The sequence below is a fragment of the Oceanobacillus sp. J11TS1 genome (assembly GCF_018333215.1).
Lineage (GTDB): Bacteria > Bacillota > Bacilli > Bacillales > Amphibacillaceae > Oceanobacillus.
The window spans coordinates 13,513-35,551 of record NZ_BORO01000006.1 but is presented as its reverse complement, the minus strand read 5'-3'; the positions used below and the strand labels follow the sequence as shown (position 1 = coordinate 35,551).

Sequence of the window (22,039 nt, the reverse complement as noted above, 5' to 3'; positions counted from 1 at the left end):
CTTGCAAAGAATAACTAATTTCACCATAGATTAATAACCGTTAGTGTTCCGAGCCAATTTCTTGGTATCCTACATAATCTTCTTTGTTTTAAGCAGCATAGATAAGCAATAATTCACCTATTCTAATATTTACTGGATTGTTATAAAAAATAAAACTATATTGTCAACCTAAATAAAAACAAGGTTGACATATTGTTATCAACTCTATTATTCTATTAATATTACAATTAAGAAAGAGGGAAGTAAATTGAAGTTAAGAGACATGATGTTTATTTCATTATTCGCAGCAATTATGGGGGTATTTGCATTCTTCCCGCCAATTCCAGTTCCATTTATTCCTGTTCCGATTACATTACAGACGCTCGGTGTCATGCTGGCGGGCGGTGTATTAGGAGCGAGGCGCGGCGGACTTAGTTTATTACTTTTTGTTTTTCTCGTTGCTGTCGGAGTGCCTTTATTAACTGGGGGACGCGGCGGTTTAGGAGTTCTTATCGGACCAAGCGGAGGCTATATTCTATCATGGCCTGTAGCTGCATGGATTATCGGATATTTGGCAGAAAAAAATATCCATTATTTAACGTACTCGAAACTAGTATTGATTACAATCCTTGGCGGCGTTATTGTTGTTAATATAATAGGAGTTACCTATTTATCTATTTTATCCAATCTGCCATGGGCACCAACAGCAATCTCAGCTCTCGTTTTTTTACCCGGAGATGTTTTAAAAGCTCTTATAGCGAGTGCTATTATCATAAAATTGAATCGGGTATACCCATTGATTGATAATAGCAAACAACCTACATAGTAAGGCGGTGAATCCGATGACTATCGGAAACCAGTTAGAAAGATTTGCAAACGAACAAGCCAATAAAGTTGCGATTTATTTTCAAGATCAAACGATTACCTACAGCGTTTTTTATAAAAGCGTTCAACAATATAAGGCACTTCTACAGCAGCAACAGACGGAGACAAATAGACCCCAAAAGGTAGCACTTTTCATCGGTAATGAGCCTGCTTTTTTAGAGGCTTATTTTGCCGTAATTACATTAGGCTGGATAGCCATCCCTTTTGATGTAAAATGGAGCGAACAAGAGGCAACCCGGGTCATGGAAATGGCTGAGCCTGATATGGTCGTTGCCAGTTCCTCTTTTGAAAAACGAGCAAACTATCATTTCTCTGTAACCTTTTTCACAGACGACGTGCACGTGCATGATATAAACGGGCAAGGCTCCGAGAATTTCTTAGCGGACAGCCCTTTTTATATCGGGTTTACTTCTGGGTCAACCGGGCAGCCAAAAGGTTTTATTCGCAGTCATACTTCATGGCTTGCCAGTTTTACTGCAGGGGAAAAGGCTTTTCATTACGGGAAAGAGGACACTATTCTGGCACCGGGACCGCTCTGTCACTCACTTTCTTTATTCGGTGCCACGCATGCCCTTCATATTGGTGCTAGCTTTTATCTTACTTCCTCGTTTTCAGAAACAGAGATTTCACATCTCATACGCACTAAAAAAGCAACCGTTATTTCTGCCGTTCCAACGATGCTGAGTGGATTAGCAAAACAAGAAGAAGTAATTGAAGCACCCGTTACGTTCCTGTCCTCAGGAGCAAAACTCAGGCCCGCCATCAAAAAGGCGTTAACAACTGCCTTTCCAAACAGTGCGCTTTACGAGTATTATGGTGCCTCTGAATTAAGTTATGTGTCCTTTGCTACAAAGGAAATAGCAGATAAATTCCCTAACAGCGTCGGGAAGCCTTTCCCAGGTGTAGTTATTACGATACGCGATGAAAATAAGGAAATTCTTCCTCCAGGGCAGATCGGAAATGTTTATATCGAGAGCGATTTTTTATTTACCGGCTATGTCAAAAATGAGACAGCTACCAAACAAGTTTTAACCCAATATGGGGCAACGATTGATGATTTAGGATTTTTAAATGAGGAAGGCGTTCTAACAATTATTGGACGCAAAAACAATATGATTATCAGCGGCGGCCAAAATATTTATCCGGAGGAAGTCGAAAAAATAATAAAGGATTTCCCGGATGTAAAAGAAGTCATCGTTATTGGAATGGATGATGAACATTGGGGACAAAAGGTTGTTGCCTTGATTGAATGGAAGAATAGTAATCCCGATAATTTAAAGCAATTAAAAGCACATTGTCGAAAACAGCTTGCCATTTATAAACGGCCAAGAAAATATTATACCGTTACAGACTTGCCTTATACAAAAACAGGAAAAATCGCTCGCAATACGATTGAAAAAAATCTGACGGAGTGGATTCAATGAATAAACCAGTCATCGTCGCAGCAAAACGAACAGCAATCGGCAAAATTGGCGGTATGTTTAAACAGGTGCCGCCGGAAAAGCTAGGCGCTGCTGTTATTCAAGCGCTTTTAGCAGAGCACTCCATTGCAGCCGAGCAAATTGATGAAGTGATTTTAGGTAATGCAATCGGTCCAGGCGGAAATATTGCCAGGCTCACTGCTTTGACTGCCGGTCTTCCTGTTGAAATTCCAGCAGTCACTATTGATCGCCAATGCGGCTCCGGACTAGAGGCAATCAATATGGCATGCCGTCATATTCAAGCAGGAGCAGGTGATATTTATATTGCTGGAGGTATAGAAAGTACGAGCCTTGCACCTTGGAAAATGGAAAAGCCGACGACGCTTTACACCACACCAAACTTCTATTCACGCGCCCGTTTTTCACCGGATTCCATTGGCGATCCTGATATGGGACTTGCTGCAGACAATGTTGCCAATACTTTTCACATTTCTAGAGAAGCTCAGGACCATTTTGCTTATGAAAGCCATCAAAAAGCAATACGTGCACAGAATGAAGGCAGATTTACAAAAGAAATAGTTCCTATTCGAGGTATAGATACAGATGAGGGACCAAGAGAATCTTTAAGCCCGCGCATGCTTAGACGTTTTAGTCCTGCTTTTACCGATGACGGGACGGTAACTGCTGGAAATGCCTGCGCAATCAATGATGGAGCCGCCGCCGTTCTTATTATGTCTGAGAAAAAATGTCGTGAATTAGAACAAACGCCTATCCTGTCTTTTACCGATGCAACCAGTGCAGGTGTTAACCCCAACCTTCTCGGCATCGGTCCCATTCCGGCAGTAAAAAAACTTTTAAAACGGATCGATAAAACAATCGAGCAAATTGATTTAATTGAATTTAATGAAGCTTTTGCCTCTCAAGTATTAGCTTCTATAAAGGAGCTGCATATTCCTCTAGAGCGATTAAATATTGGCGGAGGAGCACTTGCTTTCGGCCATCCTTATGGAGCATCCGGTGCTATCCTTGTTACTAGATTATGTACCGAAATAGAGCGTACAGGGGCAAAATTTGGTCTTGCTACACTCGGAATCGGCGGCGGGCTTGGCTTAGCAACCCTATTTGAAAGGTATGAAGTTCATGATTGATAAAAAATGGATCGGTGCGAAAACAGATTGGATTCCAATAACCGTAACAAGCAAACAGATTGAGCAATTCTGTCAGACTATCGATGAAAAAAATCCATTATATCTTGATAAACATGCTGCAAAGAAGGCAGGGTATGAGGACATTTTACTCCCTCCGACTTATCCAATTTTATTTTGGCAACGCTTAAAGATCCCATGGTTGATAGGCGATTTCACAATGATTCAAAGTGAACAATCCTTTTCTTACAAACAGACACTTATCGCAAACAAACGATATCACTGCCAAATAGACCTCAAAAAACTGCGTACACGAGGCAAACAACAATTTATCGTCCACCGATTATCCATTGTTGATAAGGATAAATTAGCGGCAACAAGTGATACAACGATGGTGCTTCGTTACACAGAGGAGTGATTACATTGATTTCTTTTTACGAAGAAATGGAAATAGAAATAACAGAGCATTTAGTGAAGCAATATGCAGCTGTTTCTGGTGATACAAATCCGATTCACCTTTTAAAAGCCGCTGCAAACCAAGCAGGATTCCCAATCCAGGTTGCCCACGGGATGCTATCCATGGCGATGGGCGCAAAAATCATTTCACCGCTGCTTCTGAATGGGTGGATGCTTTCTAATTATAAAATGACGTTCTCCTCCCCCCTTTTTGTATATGATATTTTGAGACTGAAAACGGAAATGGTTACACAAACAAATCAGAGAATATCCCTGAAAGCGATTGGGGAAAATCAGCATCGGGATAGAGTGGTATGTGGAAAGATCGAATTTAGGAACGAATAATCCAGCCCAATGATTATATTTTAATAAGAAGTTTAGAATTCTCATTGGGCTTAGCAAGTTATATTATTCTTCCACTCTATCTTTCAAACGATTCCAAATAACGATAAAGCGTCGATTTACTTATTCCCGTTTCCTTTTTTATATCAAACAATTTAAAACCATCATGATACATCGCAATTGCCTTTTTAATATTTTCATCGGATTTTTTAGGGCGCCCAATGGACTTCCCCTGTTGCTTTGCTTCATACATCCCCTGTGTGGTAGATTGTTTTATGCTGTCTGATTGGAATTGAAGCACATATACCATCATATCTTGCAAATAGATATGAAGCAGTGTATCACTTTGAATTCCTTCATTCAGAAAATGGACTCTCACATTATCTTTCTCGCACACTTGTAGTATTTCCATCAGGTGATGAAATGTGTCAGCCAGAGCAATCATTTTCTCTACTACAATACAATCTCCAGGCTGTATCTCCATTAAAAGCGCCTCCAGCTCATGTCTTTTTTTAGGAGTCCCATGCTCTTCTTGATAAATCCGATCGCATTTACTCCTTAGTATATTTAATTGATTTTGAGATTGTTTATCATTATATAACGGTCTTATATATCCATATATCATATTATCCGCTCCTATTTATTCCTAAAAGGGTTCCTTTTTAGGAAAGTTAGTGCTACAATGTGAAAAGAAATTTAGAAAAGGAGTTTATCATGCAAAATTTAAAACAACAATGGTTCGGTAATATTCGGGCTGACATTTTATCCGGTATTGTCGTTGCGCTCGCCCTTATTCCTGAAGCAATAGCTTTCTCTATCATAGCAGGTGTCGATCCGATGATAGGTTTATACACATCTTTTATTATTGCTGTGGTCATTGCCTTTGCCGGTGGACGACCAGGAATGATTTCTGCAGCTACGGGAGCAATGGCTTTGCTTATGGTTCCACTAGTCCGGGACTACGGCCTTGATTACTTATTAGCTGCAACTATCTTAACAGGTATTATCCAAGTTATCTTTGGGATATGCAAAATCGCTAAAGTAATGAAATTTATTCCTAATGCAGTGATGATTGGCTTTGTCAACGCATTAGCTATTTTGATTTTCATGGCACAGCTAGAGCATTTCATCGGCATATCGACCATGACCTATGTATTCGTGGGAGTTACGTTAATCCTATTATATACCTTACCACGTTTCATCAAAGTAGTTCCAGCTCCGTTAATAGCAATTGTATTATTAACGTCCATTGCAATATTCAGTGGTGTTGAATTAAAAACGGTAGGAGATCTTGGTACAATTACAAAATCTTTCCCATCTTTCTTTATTCCAAATGTTCCTTTTAACTTGGAAACATTCCAAATTATCTTTCCATATTCCTTGTCCTTAGCGATTGTCGGCCTATTAGAAACATTGCTTACATCCCGAATTGTCGATGATATGACCGGAACGGAAAGTCATAAAAATCAGGAAGCCCGCGGACAAGGAATTGCGAATTTCATTACCGGGTTCTTCGGCGGAATGGCAGGCTGTGCTATGATTGGCCAATCTGTCATTAATGTGAAATCAGGGGGGCGAGGACGTTTATCTACATTGATTGCAGGTATCTTTTTAATGTTCCTCATTATTGTGTTAGGTGATTTAGTTGTCCAAATCCCAATGCCAGTATTAGTCGGAATCATGATTATGGTAAGTATCGGAACGTTTGATTGGAGTTCCTTTAAATACTTAGTAAAAGCTCCTCGGACCGATGCAATCGTTATGTTAGCTACCGTCGGAATTGTCGTTTATACACATGACTTATCTAAAGGTGTTCTTGCCGGGGTACTCTTAAGTGCCATTTTCTTCGTAATTAAAATTTCAACAGTTACTATTTCGAAAAATGAAAATCACTATAGTATTCATGGGCAACTCTTTTTCGCCTCGATTGACGGATTTGTTAATTACTTTAAAAAAGCGGATATACAGGGTGAAAACATCCAGATTGATTTCTCCAACAGCCGCATTTGGGATGATTCAGGTGTTGGCGCTGTTTTAAAAGTGATAGATCTGGTAAAAGAAAAAGGAGCTCATGTGGAGCTTGTTGAAATCGATGCCTCAAGTAAGAAAATAATGGATAAATTAAATGGGGTTTTATCATCCCATTAAATGGAGGGTTATTTATGTATAAACATATCTTACTCGCTTCAGACGGTTCAGAAAATGCAGTACGTGCAGCTAAAGAAGCGGTCAAAATGGCTTCTTACGATAAGGAATCGATTATCGATGTTGTTTATGTCATTGATATTGAAAAATCAAAGACGGATGTTCTGCACTCGACTTCCAGTGAAGCAATTGAATTGGAGCGCCGTAAAAAAAATTCCAAAGTCATTCAATTTCTAAATGAAGCAAATGCGAATTATAAAACAACGATTCTACGCGGAAAACCTGGGCCGGAAATCGTGAAGTATGCCAATAATCACCGTGTTGATGTGGTCGTGATCGGCAGCCGCGGACTAAATGTACTGCAAGAAATGGTGCTAGGCAGTGTCAGTCACAAGGTAATGAAACGTGTTCATTGTCCTGCATTGATTGTGAAATAAATATATATTGCAGAGGAAAGTCAGTTAGTATAACCGCTTGTTCATCATCTTCATAGCAAGTGGTTGTCTGCTTCGCTCTCTACCGCATATTCAGGAAAAGGAACAATACACACAAAATAAAAAGTGAGAACTTGGTTAAAATATCCTTATCTCGAAACGTTACTGTTTCAAGGAGGGAATTTTATGCATGCTAATCAAATCCAAGAGAACACAGTCAAAGAGGTAAATACATTAGTATTCGACATTGTAGGAACGCTTGTCGATAGTGTTGGTACTACTAATCGTGAAATGAAGGAAGTATTTAGTAATTGCGGAATGGATGAAAACCTAGCGCAGGACGTAGCGCTTGAGTGGGGAATGAAACAAGGTTCTTTCCCAGAAGCTATTGCCAACGGACAACAACCTTGGATGCTTGAAGATAATATGCGCCGCCATACACTTGAATCTATTCTCAAGAACCGAAATATCTCGTTAAAACACGACGATTTCGAACGTTTAGCAACAGTAGGAAGGCGTTTTACACCATGGCCAGAAGCATCACGACAGCTCAATCAACTTAGCTCTTTAATTACAACGGCTGGACTGACAAACTCGGGCTTCACTCAAATTATTGAGGTATGTACTCGTGCCGAATTGCGTTGGCATGCGCTTCTATCAACTCAATTTGCACGTACAATATAAGCCACAACCCGCCGCATATAAACTGGCTATCGACATGCTTGGAATTGAACCGGCGAACACACTATATATCTCTACGCATCCTTGGGATTTACGTGCTGCGGCAGCACATGGATTTCGTACAGCCTACTTGCCACGCGAACATGCGCAAACTCCAAATCCTAGTGATCATTTCAATCTAGCTCTTAACTCGTTAGATGATCTTATTGATATGCTGCGAATAGTGGAATAACGTCATTATTAAATGTTTTAATCCAGAAAGCATATCCCCTGTACAGCTGATTGAATACTTTCTGATTTAATTTATTCTTAAATAAAAAAAGCTGAAAAATTCTCCATTAGAGTAAAAGTTTCAGCTTTTTATTATGCATTTCATCGAAGGAACATTCTATAAACAATATTTCTCACCTAAATGAACTACTTGTTTTAATATACTAGCCCAATTTACTTTTTTCCGATTGATCTATAACAGAATCTGATGAAGCAGCTTCTACATAAGTCAACGTCTTTCCTGTAATGCCAAAAAGAATTGTTAAAATGGGACAGAGTAAACAGAAGAAGGCAAACGGTAAGTATTCCAATGTCGAAACACCTAACACGCCCGTAATAAAGACCCCGCAAACACTCCACGGAACAAGTGGGTTAATTACAGTCCCTGCATCCTCTGACACCCTTGATAAGTTTTTATTCGCTAAACCAACTTTTTGGTACTGCGGCTGGAATGTTTCCGTTGTTAAAAGGATGGATAAGTATTGTTCTCCCACAAGCACATTGACACCAATTGCATTTAATGCGGAGCCGATAATTACCGATTTGACAGATTGCAGCGCTCCTTCTATCGAGGCAAATAATCTTGGTATAATCCCAAGCTTAAACAGTAACCCTCCCATTCCTAATGCAAGTAAAATTATTCCGATTGTAAAAAACATACTTTCCATTCCGCCACGCGTCAAGAGGGAATCAATTTCTTCAATCCCTGTTTCTGAAACATAACCTCCAAAAAGCGTCCCAAATAGTCCGACTATGGATGGAATAGTATGGACAAAAGAAATAAGAATGGCACTAAGCGCACCGGCTGCAAGTGATAATAATGCGGGCGCCTTAAAAATGGAGAAAATCACCAGAACTGTAAGCGGGATTATTGCGTTATACCATTGAATCAATCCTGTATCCAAAAGCCCCTGCTTATATAATTCCATTTGAGTAAAGTTTGCAGTCGAAATATTCGGTGAAATAACCCCGAACATGATTAAAGCAATCAAAAACGCAGGGATTGTTGTCCACATCATATTTTTGATATGTTCAAACAAATCTACTTTTATGATGGATGAAGCCATGTTCGTTGTATCAGAGAGCGGTGACATCTTATCACCAAAGAATGCACCAGATACAATCGCTCCCGCCGTAATAGCAAGTGAAATATCAAGAGCCTGGGATATACCGATAAAAGCAAGACCAACTGTAGCCACTGTTGTTAAAGAACTTCCCACACTAATTCCAACAATAGAAGTAACGATTAAAACAATAGCATAATAAAAGTTTGGTGTTATTAATTCAAATCCAGCATAAATCAGAGTTGGAATTGTACCACCATAAATCCAGGCAGAAATTAAAATACCAATCATAAAAAAGATAAAGATGGCACTAATTCCAGATACTGCGCCTTCAGCCAAACCTTCCTGTAACTTTTCGTATGGTATTTTCTTTATTATCCCATATAGGATTAACAGTAAGAGTGAAATCGCTAATGGAAGATGTGGCGGTGCTTCGAAATAGATAATACTAATACTCATAATGGCAATCACGGCTATCGTTACTGTAACGGCTTCGGCTAATGACGGCATTTGTTCAGGCTTTATACGAAACATGGTTTTCCCCCTTTTTTTAAATTAATTCCAACATAAGAAGTTTTGGATTTTGCAGCAAGGCTTTAAAACGATTTGTAAATGCAATTGCATTTCCTCCATCTGTCACGCGATGGTCAAATGTTAACGTTACATTCATTATGGAGCGAATAACAATCTCATCATGCTTATTTACTACAGGCATCTTTTTCGTCTTGTGGAATGCCATTAATCCTACTTCCGGATAATTAATAATCGGTGTTGCACCTATACTCCCCATTGGACCAACATTACTAATTGTAAAGGTACTTCCTGTAATCTCTTTTGGCGTCAAATTATTATTTCTTGCCCTTTCTGTTAGTGATTTCAATTCTTTATGAATTTCAAGGATTGATTTTTTATTTGCATTTTTGATTACCGGAACAATTAGCCCTTCTTGCGTATCTGTCGCGATGCCCATATGAACATTTTTCTCCAGCTTGATCTCTTCTTTTACCTCATCAAGTTTGGCATTAAAGATTGGAAAATCACTTAAGGAAATTGTAAGCGCTTTAATAAAAAAGGCTGCAACAGAGACATTAACATCCTGCTTAATTTCATTTTTGAATTTTAGTATTTCAGTCATATCAATTTCTTCCATGTGGTGAACATGAGGAATTGTATAAATCGACTGACTCATTTTCTTTGCAATTTGCTTGCGTCGGCCTGTAAACGGGATAATCTCTACCTCAACTTCTAAATTGGTCGATGGATTTTTATTATTTGTTTCTTGTACGGATTGGTTTTGACGCAATTTTTCCTCTGTAGTTGTAGCAGCCACCTCTTCACGCTGCGCAAAACGTTGAACATCCTCCACGGTAATTCTTCCGTTTTTTCCGGTACCCTCCACTAATTCAATATTAACTCCGAGTTCTCTTGCAATTTTCCTGGTATATGGAGCTGCTTTAATTCGTTTCGGCCCCCTTATTTCTACAGCTTTCGTTTGCGAACCCCGTGTATCCCTTTCCTGCGCTTGTAAGAAATGATAGCTTACTTGCGGCTTTTCCTCTTCGGCTTCCGTTTTCCTAGAATCACCTTCTGCGTCAATCAACAAAATGGTTGTACCAACAGGAATCGTTTTACCTTCTTCAATTAGAATTTTTTTGACCACCCCTTTTGCAGGAGCCGTTAGTTCGGTAACCATTTTTTCCGTTTGTAATTCTACTATCGGCTGATCTTCTTCAACTAGATCACCTTCCCTAATGAAGTAAGCCAAGACGTCACCTTCTGTCATTCCTTCTCCGATATCGTGCAGTTTAACCTCGATCAATGATTCCACCTCCTAAAAATCAATCACTTTATGAATCGCATCCATCACACGTGCTGGCGTTGGAATATTATGTTCCTCCAAGGCCCAAAATGGAACATGGACATCAGCCCCGGTAACCCGTTCAATAGGTGATTTCATATATAAAAATGACGTGTCATTTATAATTGATATAATATCATTACCCAAACCACCAGTAGCCGGTGCTTCATGTACGATGACAGTACGGCCAGTTTTTTGCATCGATTTAGCGATGATATCTTTATCAATAGGATAAAGCGTTCGCAAATCAATAACATCACATGTAATTCCCTTCTCTTCCGCTTGTTTAGCTGCTTGCATCGCAACAGGGATCATTGCTCCCCACGCAATAATCGTTACGTCTTCTCCTTCTTGGATCAATTTCCCTTTACCAAGTTCAACTTTATATTTTTCTTCCGGAACTTCGTCTCGAAAAGCTCGATATAATTTAAGCGGCTCTAGAAATAGAACTGGATCCGGGTCTTCAATTGCCGAAATGAGCAGCCCTTTCGCATCGTACGGGTTGGAGGGACAGACTACTTTTATTCCGGGCATGTGGGTGAACAGTGCTTCCATACTATCTGAATGAATTTCAGGTGCCCTTACTCCAGCTCCATACGGCGCTCGTATTACCATCGGTACGGTAAATCTTCCTTTTGTCCGATACCGCATTCTCGTAGCATGCGTCATAATTTGTTCATATGCAGGATAGATAAACCCTAAAAATTGAATTTCCGCAACAGGCAGCATTCCATTCATTGCCATACCAATAGAAGTACCGATAATTCCTGCCTCACTCAAAGGCGTGTCAAAAACGCGACTTTCTCCAAACTCCTCCTGCAGACCATCCGTTGCTCTAAAAACACCGCCATTCACACCAACATCTTCCCCGAGTACGATTACTTCTTCTCTTTCTTTCAGCATAGTACGCAGACCATCTGTAATCGCCTGAATAGGAGTGAGCTTATTCGTTTTTATCTTCGTCAGCATTTCATTTCACCTCGCCAATGGTTTATATATTCTTGCTTTTGCTGTTCAATCGTCCATGTTGGCTTTTCAAACATATAATCATAAATATCATTTATATCTGGCGGCGGCATGGATTCTAGGCCTTTTACCGCATTATCAATTTCCTTTTTTATTTCATCTTTTATTCGGTCTTTCCAATTCTCGTCCCAATAACCATATGCTTTCATAAATAGTTCTAAACGTAGTATCGGATCATTTTGACGATGTTTTTCATTTTCTTCCTTTTGATTTCGGTATTTTGTTGGATCATCTGCAGTTGTATGAGCACCATAGCGCCATGTAACTGCCTCAATTAAGGTTGGCCCTCCGCCATTTCTAGCTTGTTCTAACGCTTTTTTTGTCTCGAAATACACGGCCAATACATCATTCCCATCAATTCTTCTACCTGGAATGTCATAGGCTAACGATTTTTGAGCAATCGTTTCGGAATTCATTTGTTTCCAGACTGGAACAGATATGGCATAACGATTATTTTGGTTAAAAAACACAACTGGAGCCTGATAAACACTGGCAAAGTTCAATCCTTCATGAAAATCCCCTTCAGAAGTTGCTCCGTCCCCAAAGTAAACAATCACAGCCTGATTAGATCCTTTGTATTTATTCGCCATTGCCACTCCTGTTGCGAGCGGCAGCTGCGTGGCAATTGGTACAGACGGTGGCACTATGTTCTTTCCTTCAGGCGGAAGATTTCCTTCTATCCGCCCGTTCCATGACGATAAAATATTATACGACCTGCCAAATGTAATACTTGCAGCATGATCTCTGTAAGTAGGGAACATCCAGTCATCTTCCTCTAATGCCAGGGCACTTCCTACCTGCGCAGCCTCCTGGCCTTCAAAACCTGGATAGGTACCCAGCCGGCCTTGACGTTGCAGATTTATTGCCTTTTGATCAAAAGTTCGCATGCAGACAAGCTGACGGTAAAATCGCTGAACTAATTCTTGACTGATTTCATTTTTATATGTGCCATCAACATAGCGTCCTTCTTTATCAATAATTTGAATAACAGGAAATTCTTCTTCCATATTCCTTTCCATGCTTCATCACCTCTTTTTCATTATTCTGAATTTAATAAGTTAGTATATGAACTCCGTATCTATAGGAAAACTATTCCCGTACGTTCCATTTTGGTCTACGCTTCCTTGCATAAAAATTGTTCCGGCTCCGTTGTAATGCTAATGATTCCTGTACCTTTCTGTTGGCAGCTTCCACAGTGGTAATGGAATACATATTAGCCTGACGATAAATATCCAGTAATGAATGATAGATTGCTTTCGTTTTTTCAAGTACTCTCTGCTGGTTTGGTCCATACAATTCGTCAGCTACCTGAATCAGTCCGCCAGCATTGACAATATAATCAGGTGCATATAATATACCTTTTTCCTGAAGTTTTTTCGCATGGTTTGACGATTGTAGCTGGTTATTCGCTGAGCCAACAATTCCTTTTACGTTTAACTGGTCAATTGTTTGGTCATTGATAACCGCCCCCATTGCACAAGGAATAAAAACATCTGCACCCACGCTGTAAATTGCATCACAATCTACAATATGGACTGTACCATTTGTATTTTTTGCTTTTTCTTTAATTAACTGAACTGTATTTTTATTTAGATCGTTTACATAAAGTTCGGCCCCTGTTTCAAGTAATTGTTCAGCTACTTTATATCCAACCTTCCCCAAGCCTTGAATAACATAGCTTCTATTACCCAATCGTTTATCGCTAAAGAGGTATTGGTTTGTTGCTTCCAATGCATAGATCACTCCATGAGCGGTAGAAATGGAGGAATCTCCACTCCCGCCATAGGCTTCAGGAATGCCATTGATAAAATTAGTCTCTTTAAGTGCCTGCACAAAATCATCGGTTGTCGTCCCCATGTCTGTACCTGTATAAAAGCGGCCGTTTAAGGAGTCAACAAATTGGCCAAATGACCGAAACAGACCAGGGGATTTATCGTTCTCTGGATCACCGATAATAACTGCCTTTCCGCCGCCAAAATCAAGGTCAGCAGCTGCACATTTATAGGTCATTCCTTCTGAAAGACGGAGAACATCCTCCAACGCTTCATCAACACTTTTATATGGATACATTCTTGTTCCACCTAAAGCTGGGCCCAGAGTTGTGTCATGGATGGCGATAATAGCCTGTAACCCAGTTGTCGGGTCATTACAAAACACCACCTGTTCATGGTTTGCTATTTTTTGAAAAATGTCTGGTTCCGCTACTTTGATTTCTTCAAGTTGTTTCAATATTACTCCCCCATTTCATTTACTTTCCATTTGAATTTGTCTATCCAGTTTCTCTCGCATTGTACCCTTTGGCAAAATCACCTGCTCCACTTCTCCTTTGCCAATCAGTCCATATTCATTTTTAGCCACTACTTCTGTTACTATTTTTCGGTTGGTGATAGATTTAACGATAGCCTTCACCTCAATAAATGTTCTCAACGCAGATGGCGCGATATGTTTTACCTGTACAGCAGCTCCCGCGCTTTCCTCATTTTCCTCAATAAAAGGAAGCAGTACTTTTCTAGATGCCCATTCCATGTCATAAACCATAGAAGCAGTAGAGTACGTTGGGTGAACAACTTCTTCCCCAAACCGAGCAAACTTATCTTCCGTTACTTCTACACGAATAATAGCAGTGTCTCCAATCTGTAATCCTTCCTTCACCCCGGTTCATCCTTTCAAGTCCACCTATTTTGTATACGCTTACAATAATCCGATAAAAAAATTAACTTCTAAGGACTTAAATATTCTGACAATAGTCAACATTTATTATATTAGGTTAACGGTTAACTGTCAACTGCCTTTCTATAAAAAAATCTTAATCCAATTACACACTGGATTAAGATTTAATATGAAGTAAGACCCCGTCAAGCGCGTTCTTTATATGAATGCTCATGATATCAGCCGCTTCTTCTTCATTTTTGTTTACCAATTTTTCATAAATCTTTTCGTGTTCTTCGATAAACGAAGGATAAAACTCCCCGCCAACCATGCTAATACGCATATAGTGAGTCTTTACCTTTATCGCTTCTAGCAATTTTATGAGCTGATCATTATTTGAAGCTTCAATAATTATTGTATGGAATTCCTGATCTAGTTGGCCAAGTTCCGCAGAATCCTGTTTCACTTTTTTCGTTTTTTCTAAATTAGCAATCAATTGCTCTTTTATATCATCCGAAAAATTTTTTATAGCGAGACGAACGGCCAAAACTTCTAGGCTTTCCCGGCATTGAAAAATATCAACAACATCATCAACAGTTGGTTCATACACTCGAACAAAGCCATCATTATAAAGCAATAAACCATCTTGTATTAACATACGAATTGCTTCTCTTACAGTCCCACGGCTAGTTCCAAGCTTACTCGCCATCTTCGCTTCTACAACACGTTCGGATGGCTTCAGTTCTCCATTCATTATCAACTCTTTTATTAAATGGTAGGCTTGTAAATGTAGTGATTCTGATTTTACAATTTTACTCATCATTGCATCTCCTTATTTCTCAACTTGACTTATAGTTCCCCTGCAATTTAATAGGAAGAACTGTATATTTGTTCCACGGATAAACCCTCTATTTTACTTCCCTTCTCAGAACTAAAAAAAATCCATTTAAGTAAAGTATCATTCAGTGAAGGGAAAATTTTCCAAAGTGAAACTTTGATTGATGTCGTTGTTGCGAAAACGCATTTTCGCAACAATTTTCTTTTTTACCGAATATGGATTGCTTCAAGTATTTCAACACAATTATTAGCAGGGCTAATTTCACCTTAAAACGCATACAAATATAAGTAATATAGAATTGTAACGACCGTAATATTATAGCATAAATTACTTTAGGGGAAGTAGAGAATGATATAAGAAAAAAGAACAGTGGTATAACTAGTCTGCAATAATTTACCTGAAGCCTCTAGGATGGGAGCACGTATGAGAAATAAGCATTTTTGAACCAATACATATTTTAATCCCAAAAGAAAAAGGACAATACCACTCATCTCAAAAGCAGCAGTCTGTCCCTTCACTGAATTTATATATCAACCCTATTTAAATCAGGAAATGCACACTTTATATACGTCCATTTCTATTAATTACGATCAATCAATCCCTTGTAGGATCTCTATCTATTCACCAAGTAAAATATTATCTAATTATCTCATTAAATCCGGCAAAATTGTAACGAGCTGCGGGAATATAATAAGAAAACCTACACACACAATCATAGCAATAATCATTGGTAAAACACCTTTAAATATTGTCTGCAGCGGAATATTTTTAGCCACCCCTTTAATTACATAAACACTAATCCCCAAGGGAGGTGTTAATGCACCAATATTGATAACCATAATCATAATAACACCGAACCAAACACCATTGAAACCTAGTTCAGTAATGATTGGATATAAAATTGGCAATGTAATGACAATTAATGCCAAACTTTCTATGAAACATCCAAGTATCAGTAATACAATTAATATACCGATTAAAATAAGATATGGGTTCATATTAAGATTACCAACATAACTTGTAAACACCACGGGGATCCTGCTGATTGCTAGAAACTGTCCAAATAAATTTGCACCGATCAAAATAAAAAAAATAAAAGCCGTCAAACGAATGGCTTCCTCAAGTGCGTTTTTTAGAGTCTTCCATGTAAGTTTTCTGGAAATAAACGCAAAGATAAGAGCACCAAAAGCACCTACCCCAGCCGCTTCTGTTGGAGTGAAAATACCTAAATAAATACCACCAATGCTCACAAGAAATAGACCTAAAAATGGCCAGATATTTTTTAACGTATGTAGCCTTTCTAAATTGGTCGCTTTTCCTTCTCTTGGTGGTGCAATGGATGGGTCTTTACGAGCAAGTATATAGACTGTAATAATAAAAATAATGATTTGCAAAATACCAGGAATAATTCCTGAAATTAATAATGCACCAATAGGTTCTCTTGTAAGGATTCCATACAAAATTAATATAACACTAGGCGGGATTAATATCCCAAGTGTTCCACCTGCGGCAACACTGGATGTAGACAAACCTGGTTTATATTTATATTTCTCCATTTCTGGCAAAGCAATTTTTGCAACGGTTGCAGTTGTCGCATTTAAAGAACCAGAAATGGATGAGAATATTGCAGCTGTTCCAATGGTAGCCATCGCTAAGCCGCCCCGCAGGTGACCAACCCAACTATCAACCATACGATATAGATCCTTTCCAATTCCCGTATAGGACAAAATCATTCCCATTAAAATAAATAGTGGAATAACACTTAATGAATAGTTGCTAGAGGTATCAAATGGGGTTCTTCCAAGTTGGGCAAAAGCGACATCCCAGCCTCTAATTGCCGTCGTTCCAAGCAAACTAACGATAATTAACGTGACCGCTACTGGAATCTTCACAAAAAATAATATAATTATTGCTATGACCCCTAATACACCAATTAGCTCCGGACTCATCATTTCCCCACCTTTCTAAAATATTTTATGGCCAAAAGCAGACCTGTTAAAGCAAAGACAATTGCCCCTATTCCTGCCACTCCAGCAAAAATATAGACTGGCAACCCTAAATCTCCTGTAACAGTCCCTGAAGTAAAGTAACGTTCAGCATACCAAAACAAGCTAACAGACATAAGGATCATTACAGCAGCAACAACTAAATTAATAATTCCTTCAATAATCCATTGCACACTGACTGGAAATTTTGCAACAACAAAATCGATAGATACGTGCTCTTCTTTTAAATGGGTATATCCTATGCTTAAAAATATTATCATTGATAGGCCTAGCTCTGTAACTTCAACAGCACCGGTAATTGGTTGATTAAAAATCCACCTGCCAATGACATCAAATGTGATTAAGAATACCATTATAATCAAAACTGCCTGGGCTACAAATTGCAGCCCGTTGTTTATTTTCGTTATCACACTTTCCACATTAATACTCCTTTCCGCCCTCGCTTAATTCTTCTTTTAGTTCCATCGCACGGTCATATAATTTTTGCGCATCATATCCTTCTTTTTCTCTTTCTTCAATCCACGTATCCACAACTGGTTCCAGTGCTTCTTGCCAAGGCTTTAATAAATCGCCTTCTAATTTAATTACCTCTGCCCCAGTCTCCTTTGCAATTTCTAAACCAATTTCACCGTCTGCATCATAAATACTCCCTGCTTCTTTCGCCAATTCTATTCCAGTCAATTGATCTAACACTTTTTGGTCCGAATCACGAAAGCTGTCGTATGTCTTTTGATTCATTACACTGAAGAACGGCGTAGCAGAAAAATTACCAATGGTAATATAGTTTGTCACCTCATGAAAGCTGTAGTTATTAATGGCCTCAAAGGGAACCATTGCAGCATCAATAACACCTCTTTCAAGGGATTCATAAACGTCCCCCATCGGCATTGATACCGGTGTTGCCCCTAAAGCTTCTATGATATGGTTGGCAAGCGGGGATGGTGAGCGCACGCGCAGACCTTTCATATCGTCTGGGGTTTGAATTTTAAAATCTCTGCTTATAATTTGAGCAGGTTCAGCAGAAAAAAGAAACAATGGATGTGTATCAGCATGTTCTTCCTGCATTTCTGGAAACTCTTCGTATAATGTCATCAAAATTTCCGAGGCATGCGCAGCGGACTCTGCTAAAAAAGGCATTTCCATTACTGTTACAAGTGGAAACCTGCCCGGTGAATAGCCATAAACACTTAAGGCAATATCCGCTTCTCTTGTTACTGCCATATCATATTGCGATCCTGCATCACCAAGTGTATTGGACGGATAAAACTCCATGCTGATTCTTCCATCCGTTTGTTTATGCAAGTCTTCTGCAAACCCTTCCAAAATTTTTGTTTGAATTGGATGGTTTCCCGGTTGGAAGTGAGAAACAATCAAATTGTGAAGTTGATTTGATTCATCCGTTTGTGAAGATGCCTGCTTATGGTCACAAGCTGCCATAAAGAAAACGAAAAGTATAAATACAGCAATTGGAATATTTTTTCTAAGATAGCTTTTTATCATTATCTCTCCCCCACGTATTTTTAATTAAACAGCAACCACCAACTTCTATTCTATTTTTTCAGCATAATAGAAAAAGATACGAAATCATTTAAGTAGTTTTCGTCTTCTTTTTCTGGATTAACCCATTTATCTGTTGTCCATCCAATAAGATCATAATCACTCATCGCTTTCCCAACTAACGCTTTATATCTGTCTGATTGATCCATGAACCAAATCACCTTTTATATCGCGTGTGGATATTATTTAGTTTATAAGTAGGCGCTGTAAACTCAAATAATTCTAGGGATAGCGCTAAATAGCGTTTCTCATAAATATCTGCAAAGTGGTCCTTGATGGCTTGAAACAAGTCATCGCACAAAGCCTTTTTAGCTTCCTCGGATCTGCCGCTGCCAAGCTTTAGGGTGGCATGAACAAATGCATCATCCTCAGAACCATCGGCAACGCGATAGTCTTTTAATTCAATTGCTCTTGAACGGAGTCCGCCTATCGGTATTAGATTAGAATGAGAAAGAAGCGCATTATTTACTTTCTCCAGCAGCAATGGGATATTTGTTTCCTCTTTTAGGTTATCTGTATATTCAATAATCAAATGTGGCATCGTCTCCGTCCTTTCCTCTTATAAATCAAGAATTTCCCAGTAATACGTTCTCATGTACTAGAAACCTAAATATACTCACTTTCACCGATCCAAGTACAAAAACAACATCCCTATATCAGGAACACGCACTGACTTTTTAATTTACTTGGAAAGTTTCTTCCCCTACGATTGTATTGACTAGTTTTCCTACACCTTCTATTTCAGTAATTACTTCGTCTCCAACTTTTGTATCTACAGATCCTTTAGGCGTCCCTGTAAGGATAATATCCCCTGGGTTTAATGTCATAAACCCGCTTAAGTATTCAATCAGTATTGGCACAGAAAAAATCATATCTGCTGTTGTGCCTTCTTGGACGATTTTTCCGTTAACAGTCGTACGCAGTTTTAAGTTCATTGGATCTTCAATATCCTCTTTATCAACTAGCCATGGACCAATCGGTGTGCAGGTATCACGGTTTTTCACACGGAGATTCGGGCGATAATAATTTTCCAAATAATCACGGAGTGCATAGTCATTAGCAACTGTGTAGCCACGTACATAATCATATGCATCTTCTTTTTTGACATTTTTCGCCGTTTTACCAATTACTACAGCGAGTTCACATTCATAATGCATAAAGGTAACATCGCTAGGCCGATATGTTTCACCGCGGTGACCAATAAACGTATTCGGCCCTTTCAGAAATACGAGGGGATCTTTTGGTGCTTCTTTAAAGGAAAGCTCCGCTGCATGATCTGCAAAATTCAAACCAAGTGTAAATACAGTTTGAGGTTCCACAGGTGGTAGCCATGTAACATCCGTTTCTTTTACAATTCGCCCATCATGTAGTTTTATTCCATTATTCACTTCCACTGCATCTTGGATTAACCCGTTATAAGCTACACGTGCGTGTTTCATTTGATTCCGCCTCCTACAAGTGCATTCTCATTAATTACTTTATTTACTAATTTTCCAATTCCTTCAATTTCTACCTCGACACTATCATTTTCTCTTGCAATTGGCGCATTTTCCGGAATACCGACTAATAATGTATCTCCTTCATACAACGTCATAAAGTCTGTTACGTCGACAAGTAATTGTTCTACAGATCGAATTAAATTAGATGTATTGTTCTCCTGTTTTAATTCTCCATTAATATAAACGCGAACGCCCAGCTCATTTGGATTTGTTATAGCATGTTTGTTAACAATCCATGGGCCAATTGGGCAAAATCCATCTCTTGCCTTCTCTTTATATGCAGGACGATATACACTTTCATGTGGAATACTTACATCATTTACTATGGTATAACCCTCTACATAATCAAGTGCATTATCTTTATTGACCTTTCTAGCCACTTTTCCTATAACCACTCCCAATGTTGCTCCAATGGAAAGTTCCTCAAATCCGTCAGGTAAAGGAATGAAGGTGCCATTTCCAATATGCGTATTCATTGGCTTGATATATAAAATTGGAGCCTTTGGCGGGGCCTTATATGGTTCTTCGTACATGAAAGGTTCTACTTTCGCATATGCACCTTTGTAGTTTAATGCGGTTCCATATATTGTCCCAGATAAGGGTACATCAAATGTTAGCTCATTTGTCCGATACTGCTTCCCATCCACTTCAATTAAATCGGTTTCAGATTGATAAGATCCTTCCTTTAACTGCTGTATACCGTGATATTTAAATTTAATATGCTTCATTAACAACTCACTCCTGTTCAATCATTGAAAAATAGTAATCTTCTCTTCATTAAAATTTGAAGAAAAAGAGACCAGTAGCTTACTGGTCTAAATTCAATTTCTTCCTAGTTATCTATTTAGCTATTTAAAGCTGCTTTATCAAGTTTTCCATATTCAATAAGCGTTTCACGAATTTCTTCTTGTAATTCTTCAGATGGCAATCCCATTGGCTTACGTAAAACAGGCTCAATTTTGCCCATCATTCCAAGTGCAGCTTTAACTGGCGCCGGGTTTGTATCTTTAAATAAAACATCATTTAAATTCATTAACTTATAGTGAAGATCAAGCGCTCTATCTAAGTCTCCTTCTTCCCACGCATCATGCATTTCAGCAACTAATTTAGGCTCTACATTTGCTGTCGCACTAATTGATCCTGCACCGCCGATAGTAAGCATCGGATAGCAAAGCAGTTCAATTCCAGAATATAATAAGAAATCCCTTCCACAGCGAAGCATTACTCTATTGACATGTTCAAAGTCTTTATTTGATTCTTTTGCACCAACAATATTAGGACAATCATTAACTAAGCGCGCCATTGTTTCAACTTCCATATTCTGAGCGGTACGTCCTGGTATATTATAAATAATGATTGGAATTTCAACAGAATCAGCAACCGTTTTAAAATGATCGTATAATGCCTCCTGGTTCGGTTTATTATAGTAAGGAACAATAACCATTGCTGCGTCAGCGCCCATTTCTTCTGCCTTTTTCGTTAGGTACAATGTTTCATCATGGTTTACAGATCCGGTTCCCGGGGCGAATGGTACACGTCCATTAATTGTTTTAATTGCATTTTCCATGACTTGAACACGTTCTTCGGTTGTAAGTGAGCTAGGTTCACCCGAGGTACCGGTTACGGATATAGCGTGAGTACCATTTTCCAACTGATATTCGATTAATTCGGATTGTTTTTCAAAGTCAATGTCACCATTTTCTTTAAAAGGTGTGATAACTGGTGCAATCGATCCTCTTAATCTTTTTCTAATGTCATCGTATCTATTATTCATATCTTTTCAG

The 22,039-nt window shown here is 38.8% G+C and carries 25 protein-coding genes; 9 read left to right on the top strand and 16 right to left on the bottom strand.

The annotated features are described in order from the left end of the window. Window positions 1–247: 247 nt before the first annotated feature. Genes KI343_RS06640 through KI343_RS06620 form a run of 5 tightly spaced genes read left to right on the top strand, consistent with a single transcriptional unit; the run spans window position 248 to window position 4,231 of the window. Window positions 248–805: a biotin transporter BioY gene (locus KI343_RS06640; protein ID WP_212925658.1), complete on the top strand. Its 558-nt coding sequence runs from the start codon at window positions 248–250 to the stop codon at window positions 803–805. A gap of 16 nt (window positions 806–821) precedes the next feature. After that, window positions 822–2,288: an AMP-binding protein gene (locus tag KI343_RS06635; protein ID WP_212925657.1), complete on the top strand. Its 1,467-nt coding sequence runs from the start codon at window positions 822–824 to the stop codon at window positions 2,286–2,288. Continuing rightward, window positions 2,285–3,433, top strand: coding sequence for a thiolase family protein (locus KI343_RS06630; RefSeq protein WP_212925656.1), 1,149 nt, complete (start codon window positions 2,285–2,287; stop codon window positions 3,431–3,433). Before KI343_RS06635 ends, KI343_RS06630 begins: the two co-directional genes overlap by 4 nt. Then, a complete protein-coding gene (locus KI343_RS06625) occupies window positions 3,426–3,848 on the top strand; it encodes an FAS1-like dehydratase domain-containing protein (protein ID WP_212925655.1) in 423 nt (140 codons plus the stop codon). Before KI343_RS06630 ends, KI343_RS06625 begins: the two co-directional genes overlap by 8 nt. Before the next feature lie 5 nt (window positions 3,849–3,853). Continuing rightward, entirely contained in the window at window positions 3,854–4,231 is a 378-nt protein-coding gene (locus KI343_RS06620; protein WP_212925654.1) for a MaoC family dehydratase, read from the top strand. A gap of 76 nt (window positions 4,232–4,307) precedes the next feature. Here the strand turns inward: KI343_RS06620 and KI343_RS06615 are convergent, their stop codons facing one another. After that, the gene (locus KI343_RS06615) at window positions 4,308–4,853 is read right to left on the bottom strand and encodes a recombinase family protein (RefSeq protein WP_212925653.1); all 546 of its coding nucleotides are present in this window, start codon (window positions 4,851–4,853) and stop codon (window positions 4,308–4,310) included. A gap of 86 nt (window positions 4,854–4,939) precedes the next feature. Between KI343_RS06615 and KI343_RS06610 the strand changes: the two genes are divergently transcribed. The 4 genes from KI343_RS06610 to KI343_RS06595 all read left to right on the top strand — a co-directional run bounded on the left by KI343_RS06610 (window position 4,940) and on the right by KI343_RS06595 (window position 7,720). Continuing rightward, a complete protein-coding gene (locus KI343_RS06610; protein WP_212925775.1) occupies window positions 4,940–6,376 on the top strand; it encodes a SulP family inorganic anion transporter in 1,437 nt (478 codons plus the stop codon). Between the two features lie 14 nt (window positions 6,377–6,390). Further along, on the top strand, window positions 6,391–6,810 hold the full coding sequence (locus KI343_RS06605; protein WP_212925652.1) for a universal stress protein: 420 nt from the start codon (window positions 6,391–6,393) through the stop codon (window positions 6,808–6,810). 183 nt (window positions 6,811–6,993) lie between these two features. Beyond that, window positions 6,994–7,491 (top strand): HAD family hydrolase, encoded by a 498-nt coding sequence (locus KI343_RS06600; protein ID WP_212925651.1) that lies wholly within the window; start codon window positions 6,994–6,996, stop codon window positions 7,489–7,491. Window positions 7,492–7,525: 34 nt separating this feature from the next. Further along, window positions 7,526–7,720, top strand: coding sequence for an HAD family hydrolase (locus KI343_RS06595; RefSeq protein ID WP_212925650.1), 195 nt, complete (start codon window positions 7,526–7,528; stop codon window positions 7,718–7,720). Between the two features lie 202 nt (window positions 7,721–7,922). Here KI343_RS06595 and nhaC read toward each other — a convergent pair whose 3' ends face one another. From nhaC to hpaI, 15 genes are all read right to left on the bottom strand, one after another. Next, a complete protein-coding gene (gene nhaC / locus KI343_RS06590) occupies window positions 7,923–9,356 on the bottom strand; it encodes a Na+/H+ antiporter NhaC (RefSeq protein WP_212925649.1) in 1,434 nt (477 codons plus the stop codon). A 16-nt stretch (window positions 9,357–9,372) separates the two neighbouring features. Then, complete coding sequence (locus KI343_RS06585; protein ID WP_212925648.1) at window positions 9,373–10,641, bottom strand: dihydrolipoamide acetyltransferase family protein; 1,269 nt, start codon at window positions 10,639–10,641, stop codon at window positions 9,373–9,375. 12 nt (window positions 10,642–10,653) lie between these two features. Then, window positions 10,654–11,649 carry an alpha-ketoacid dehydrogenase subunit beta gene (locus KI343_RS06580; protein WP_212925647.1) on the bottom strand — a complete coding sequence of 332 codons (996 nt, stop codon included), beginning with the start codon at window positions 11,647–11,649 and terminating at the stop codon, window positions 10,654–10,656. Beyond that, window positions 11,643–12,713, bottom strand: coding sequence for a pyruvate dehydrogenase (acetyl-transferring) E1 component subunit alpha (gene pdhA / locus KI343_RS06575; RefSeq protein WP_212925774.1), 1,071 nt, complete (start codon window positions 12,711–12,713; stop codon window positions 11,643–11,645). The genes KI343_RS06580 and pdhA overlap by 7 nt, the downstream gene beginning before the upstream one ends. 82 nt (window positions 12,714–12,795) lie before the next feature. After that, complete coding sequence (locus KI343_RS06570; protein WP_212925646.1) at window positions 12,796–13,935, bottom strand: Leu/Phe/Val dehydrogenase; 1,140 nt, start codon at window positions 13,933–13,935, stop codon at window positions 12,796–12,798. Between the two features lie 15 nt (window positions 13,936–13,950). After that, the gene (locus tag KI343_RS06565) at window positions 13,951–14,358 is read right to left on the bottom strand and encodes a thioesterase family protein (RefSeq protein WP_212925645.1); all 408 of its coding nucleotides are present in this window, start codon (window positions 14,356–14,358) and stop codon (window positions 13,951–13,953) included. 175 nt (window positions 14,359–14,533) lie between these two features. Continuing rightward, window positions 14,534–15,175, bottom strand: coding sequence for a GntR family transcriptional regulator (locus tag KI343_RS06560; RefSeq protein WP_212925644.1), 642 nt, complete (start codon window positions 15,173–15,175; stop codon window positions 14,534–14,536). 662 nt (window positions 15,176–15,837) lie between these two features. After that, a complete protein-coding gene (locus KI343_RS06555; protein WP_212925643.1) occupies window positions 15,838–17,142 on the bottom strand; it encodes a TRAP transporter large permease in 1,305 nt (434 codons plus the stop codon). Then, a complete protein-coding gene (locus KI343_RS06550; RefSeq protein ID WP_212925642.1) occupies window positions 17,142–17,618 on the bottom strand; it encodes a TRAP transporter small permease in 477 nt (158 codons plus the stop codon). The genes KI343_RS06555 and KI343_RS06550 overlap by 1 nt, the downstream gene beginning before the upstream one ends. A 1-nt stretch (window position 17,619) precedes the next feature. Next, window positions 17,620–18,699, bottom strand: coding sequence for a TRAP transporter substrate-binding protein (locus KI343_RS06545; RefSeq protein ID WP_212925641.1), 1,080 nt, complete (start codon window positions 18,697–18,699; stop codon window positions 17,620–17,622). A 50-nt stretch (window positions 18,700–18,749) separates the two neighbouring features. Further along, entirely contained in the window at window positions 18,750–18,905 is a 156-nt protein-coding gene (locus tag KI343_RS06540; RefSeq protein WP_212925640.1) for a hypothetical protein, read from the bottom strand. A gap of 8 nt (window positions 18,906–18,913) precedes the next feature. After that, the gene (locus KI343_RS06535; protein WP_212925639.1) at window positions 18,914–19,297 is read right to left on the bottom strand and encodes a 5-carboxymethyl-2-hydroxymuconate Delta-isomerase; all 384 of its coding nucleotides are present in this window, start codon (window positions 19,295–19,297) and stop codon (window positions 18,914–18,916) included. Window positions 19,298–19,433: 136 nt separating this feature from the next. Further along, the gene (locus KI343_RS06530; protein ID WP_212925638.1) at window positions 19,434–20,195 is read right to left on the bottom strand and encodes a fumarylacetoacetate hydrolase family protein; all 762 of its coding nucleotides are present in this window, start codon (window positions 20,193–20,195) and stop codon (window positions 19,434–19,436) included. Further along, entirely contained in the window at window positions 20,192–20,983 is a 792-nt protein-coding gene (locus KI343_RS06525) for a fumarylacetoacetate hydrolase family protein (protein ID WP_212925637.1), read from the bottom strand. The genes KI343_RS06530 and KI343_RS06525 overlap by 4 nt, the downstream gene beginning before the upstream one ends. Before the next feature lie 116 nt (window positions 20,984–21,099). Beyond that, complete coding sequence (gene hpaI, locus KI343_RS06520; protein WP_212925636.1) at window positions 21,100–22,029, bottom strand: 2,4-dihydroxyhept-2-ene-1,7-dioic acid aldolase; 930 nt, start codon at window positions 22,027–22,029, stop codon at window positions 21,100–21,102. Between the last annotated feature and the right edge of the window lie 10 nt (window positions 22,030–22,039).

Coding starts and splice junctions, on each gene's coding strand:
- KI343_RS06580 (WP_212925647.1), bottom strand. CDS start 11,649: ATGCTGACGAAGATAAAAACGAATAAGCTCACTCCTATTCAGGCGATT.
- KI343_RS06535 (WP_212925639.1), bottom strand. CDS start 19,297: ATGCCACATTTGATTATTGAATATACAGATAACCTAAAAGAGGAAACA.
- KI343_RS06540 (WP_212925640.1), bottom strand. CDS start 18,905: ATGGATCAATCAGACAGATATAAAGCGTTAGTTGGGAAAGCGATGAGT.
- KI343_RS06625 (WP_212925655.1), top strand. CDS start 3,426: ATGATTGATAAAAAATGGATCGGTGCGAAAACAGATTGGATTCCAATA.
- KI343_RS06555 (WP_212925643.1), bottom strand. CDS start 17,142: ATGAGTCCGGAGCTAATTGGTGTATTAGGGGTCATAGCAATAATTATA.
- KI343_RS06560 (WP_212925644.1), bottom strand. CDS start 15,175: ATGAGTAAAATTGTAAAATCAGAATCACTACATTTACAAGCCTACCAT.
- KI343_RS06635 (WP_212925657.1), top strand. CDS start 822: ATGACTATCGGAAACCAGTTAGAAAGATTTGCAAACGAACAAGCCAAT.
- KI343_RS06525 (WP_212925637.1), bottom strand. CDS start 20,983: ATGAAGCATATTAAATTTAAATATCACGGTATACAGCAGTTAAAGGAA.
- KI343_RS06605 (WP_212925652.1), top strand. CDS start 6,391: ATGTATAAACATATCTTACTCGCTTCAGACGGTTCAGAAAATGCAGTA.
- nhaC (WP_212925649.1), bottom strand. CDS start 9,356: ATGTTTCGTATAAAGCCTGAACAAATGCCGTCATTAGCCGAAGCCGTT.
- KI343_RS06600 (WP_212925651.1), top strand. CDS start 6,994: ATGCATGCTAATCAAATCCAAGAGAACACAGTCAAAGAGGTAAATACA.
- KI343_RS06630 (WP_212925656.1), top strand. CDS start 2,285: ATGAATAAACCAGTCATCGTCGCAGCAAAACGAACAGCAATCGGCAAA.
- KI343_RS06545 (WP_212925641.1), bottom strand. CDS start 18,699: ATGATAAAAAGCTATCTTAGAAAAAATATTCCAATTGCTGTATTTATA.
- hpaI (WP_212925636.1), bottom strand. CDS start 22,029: ATGAATAATAGATACGATGACATTAGAAAAAGATTAAGAGGATCGATT.
- pdhA (WP_212925774.1), bottom strand. CDS start 12,713: ATGGAAGAAGAATTTCCTGTTATTCAAATTATTGATAAAGAAGGACGC.
- KI343_RS06615 (WP_212925653.1), bottom strand. CDS start 4,853: ATGATATATGGATATATAAGACCGTTATATAATGATAAACAATCTCAA.
- KI343_RS06595 (WP_212925650.1), top strand. CDS start 7,526: ATGCTTGGAATTGAACCGGCGAACACACTATATATCTCTACGCATCCT.
- KI343_RS06530 (WP_212925638.1), bottom strand. CDS start 20,195: ATGAAACACGCACGTGTAGCTTATAACGGGTTAATCCAAGATGCAGTG.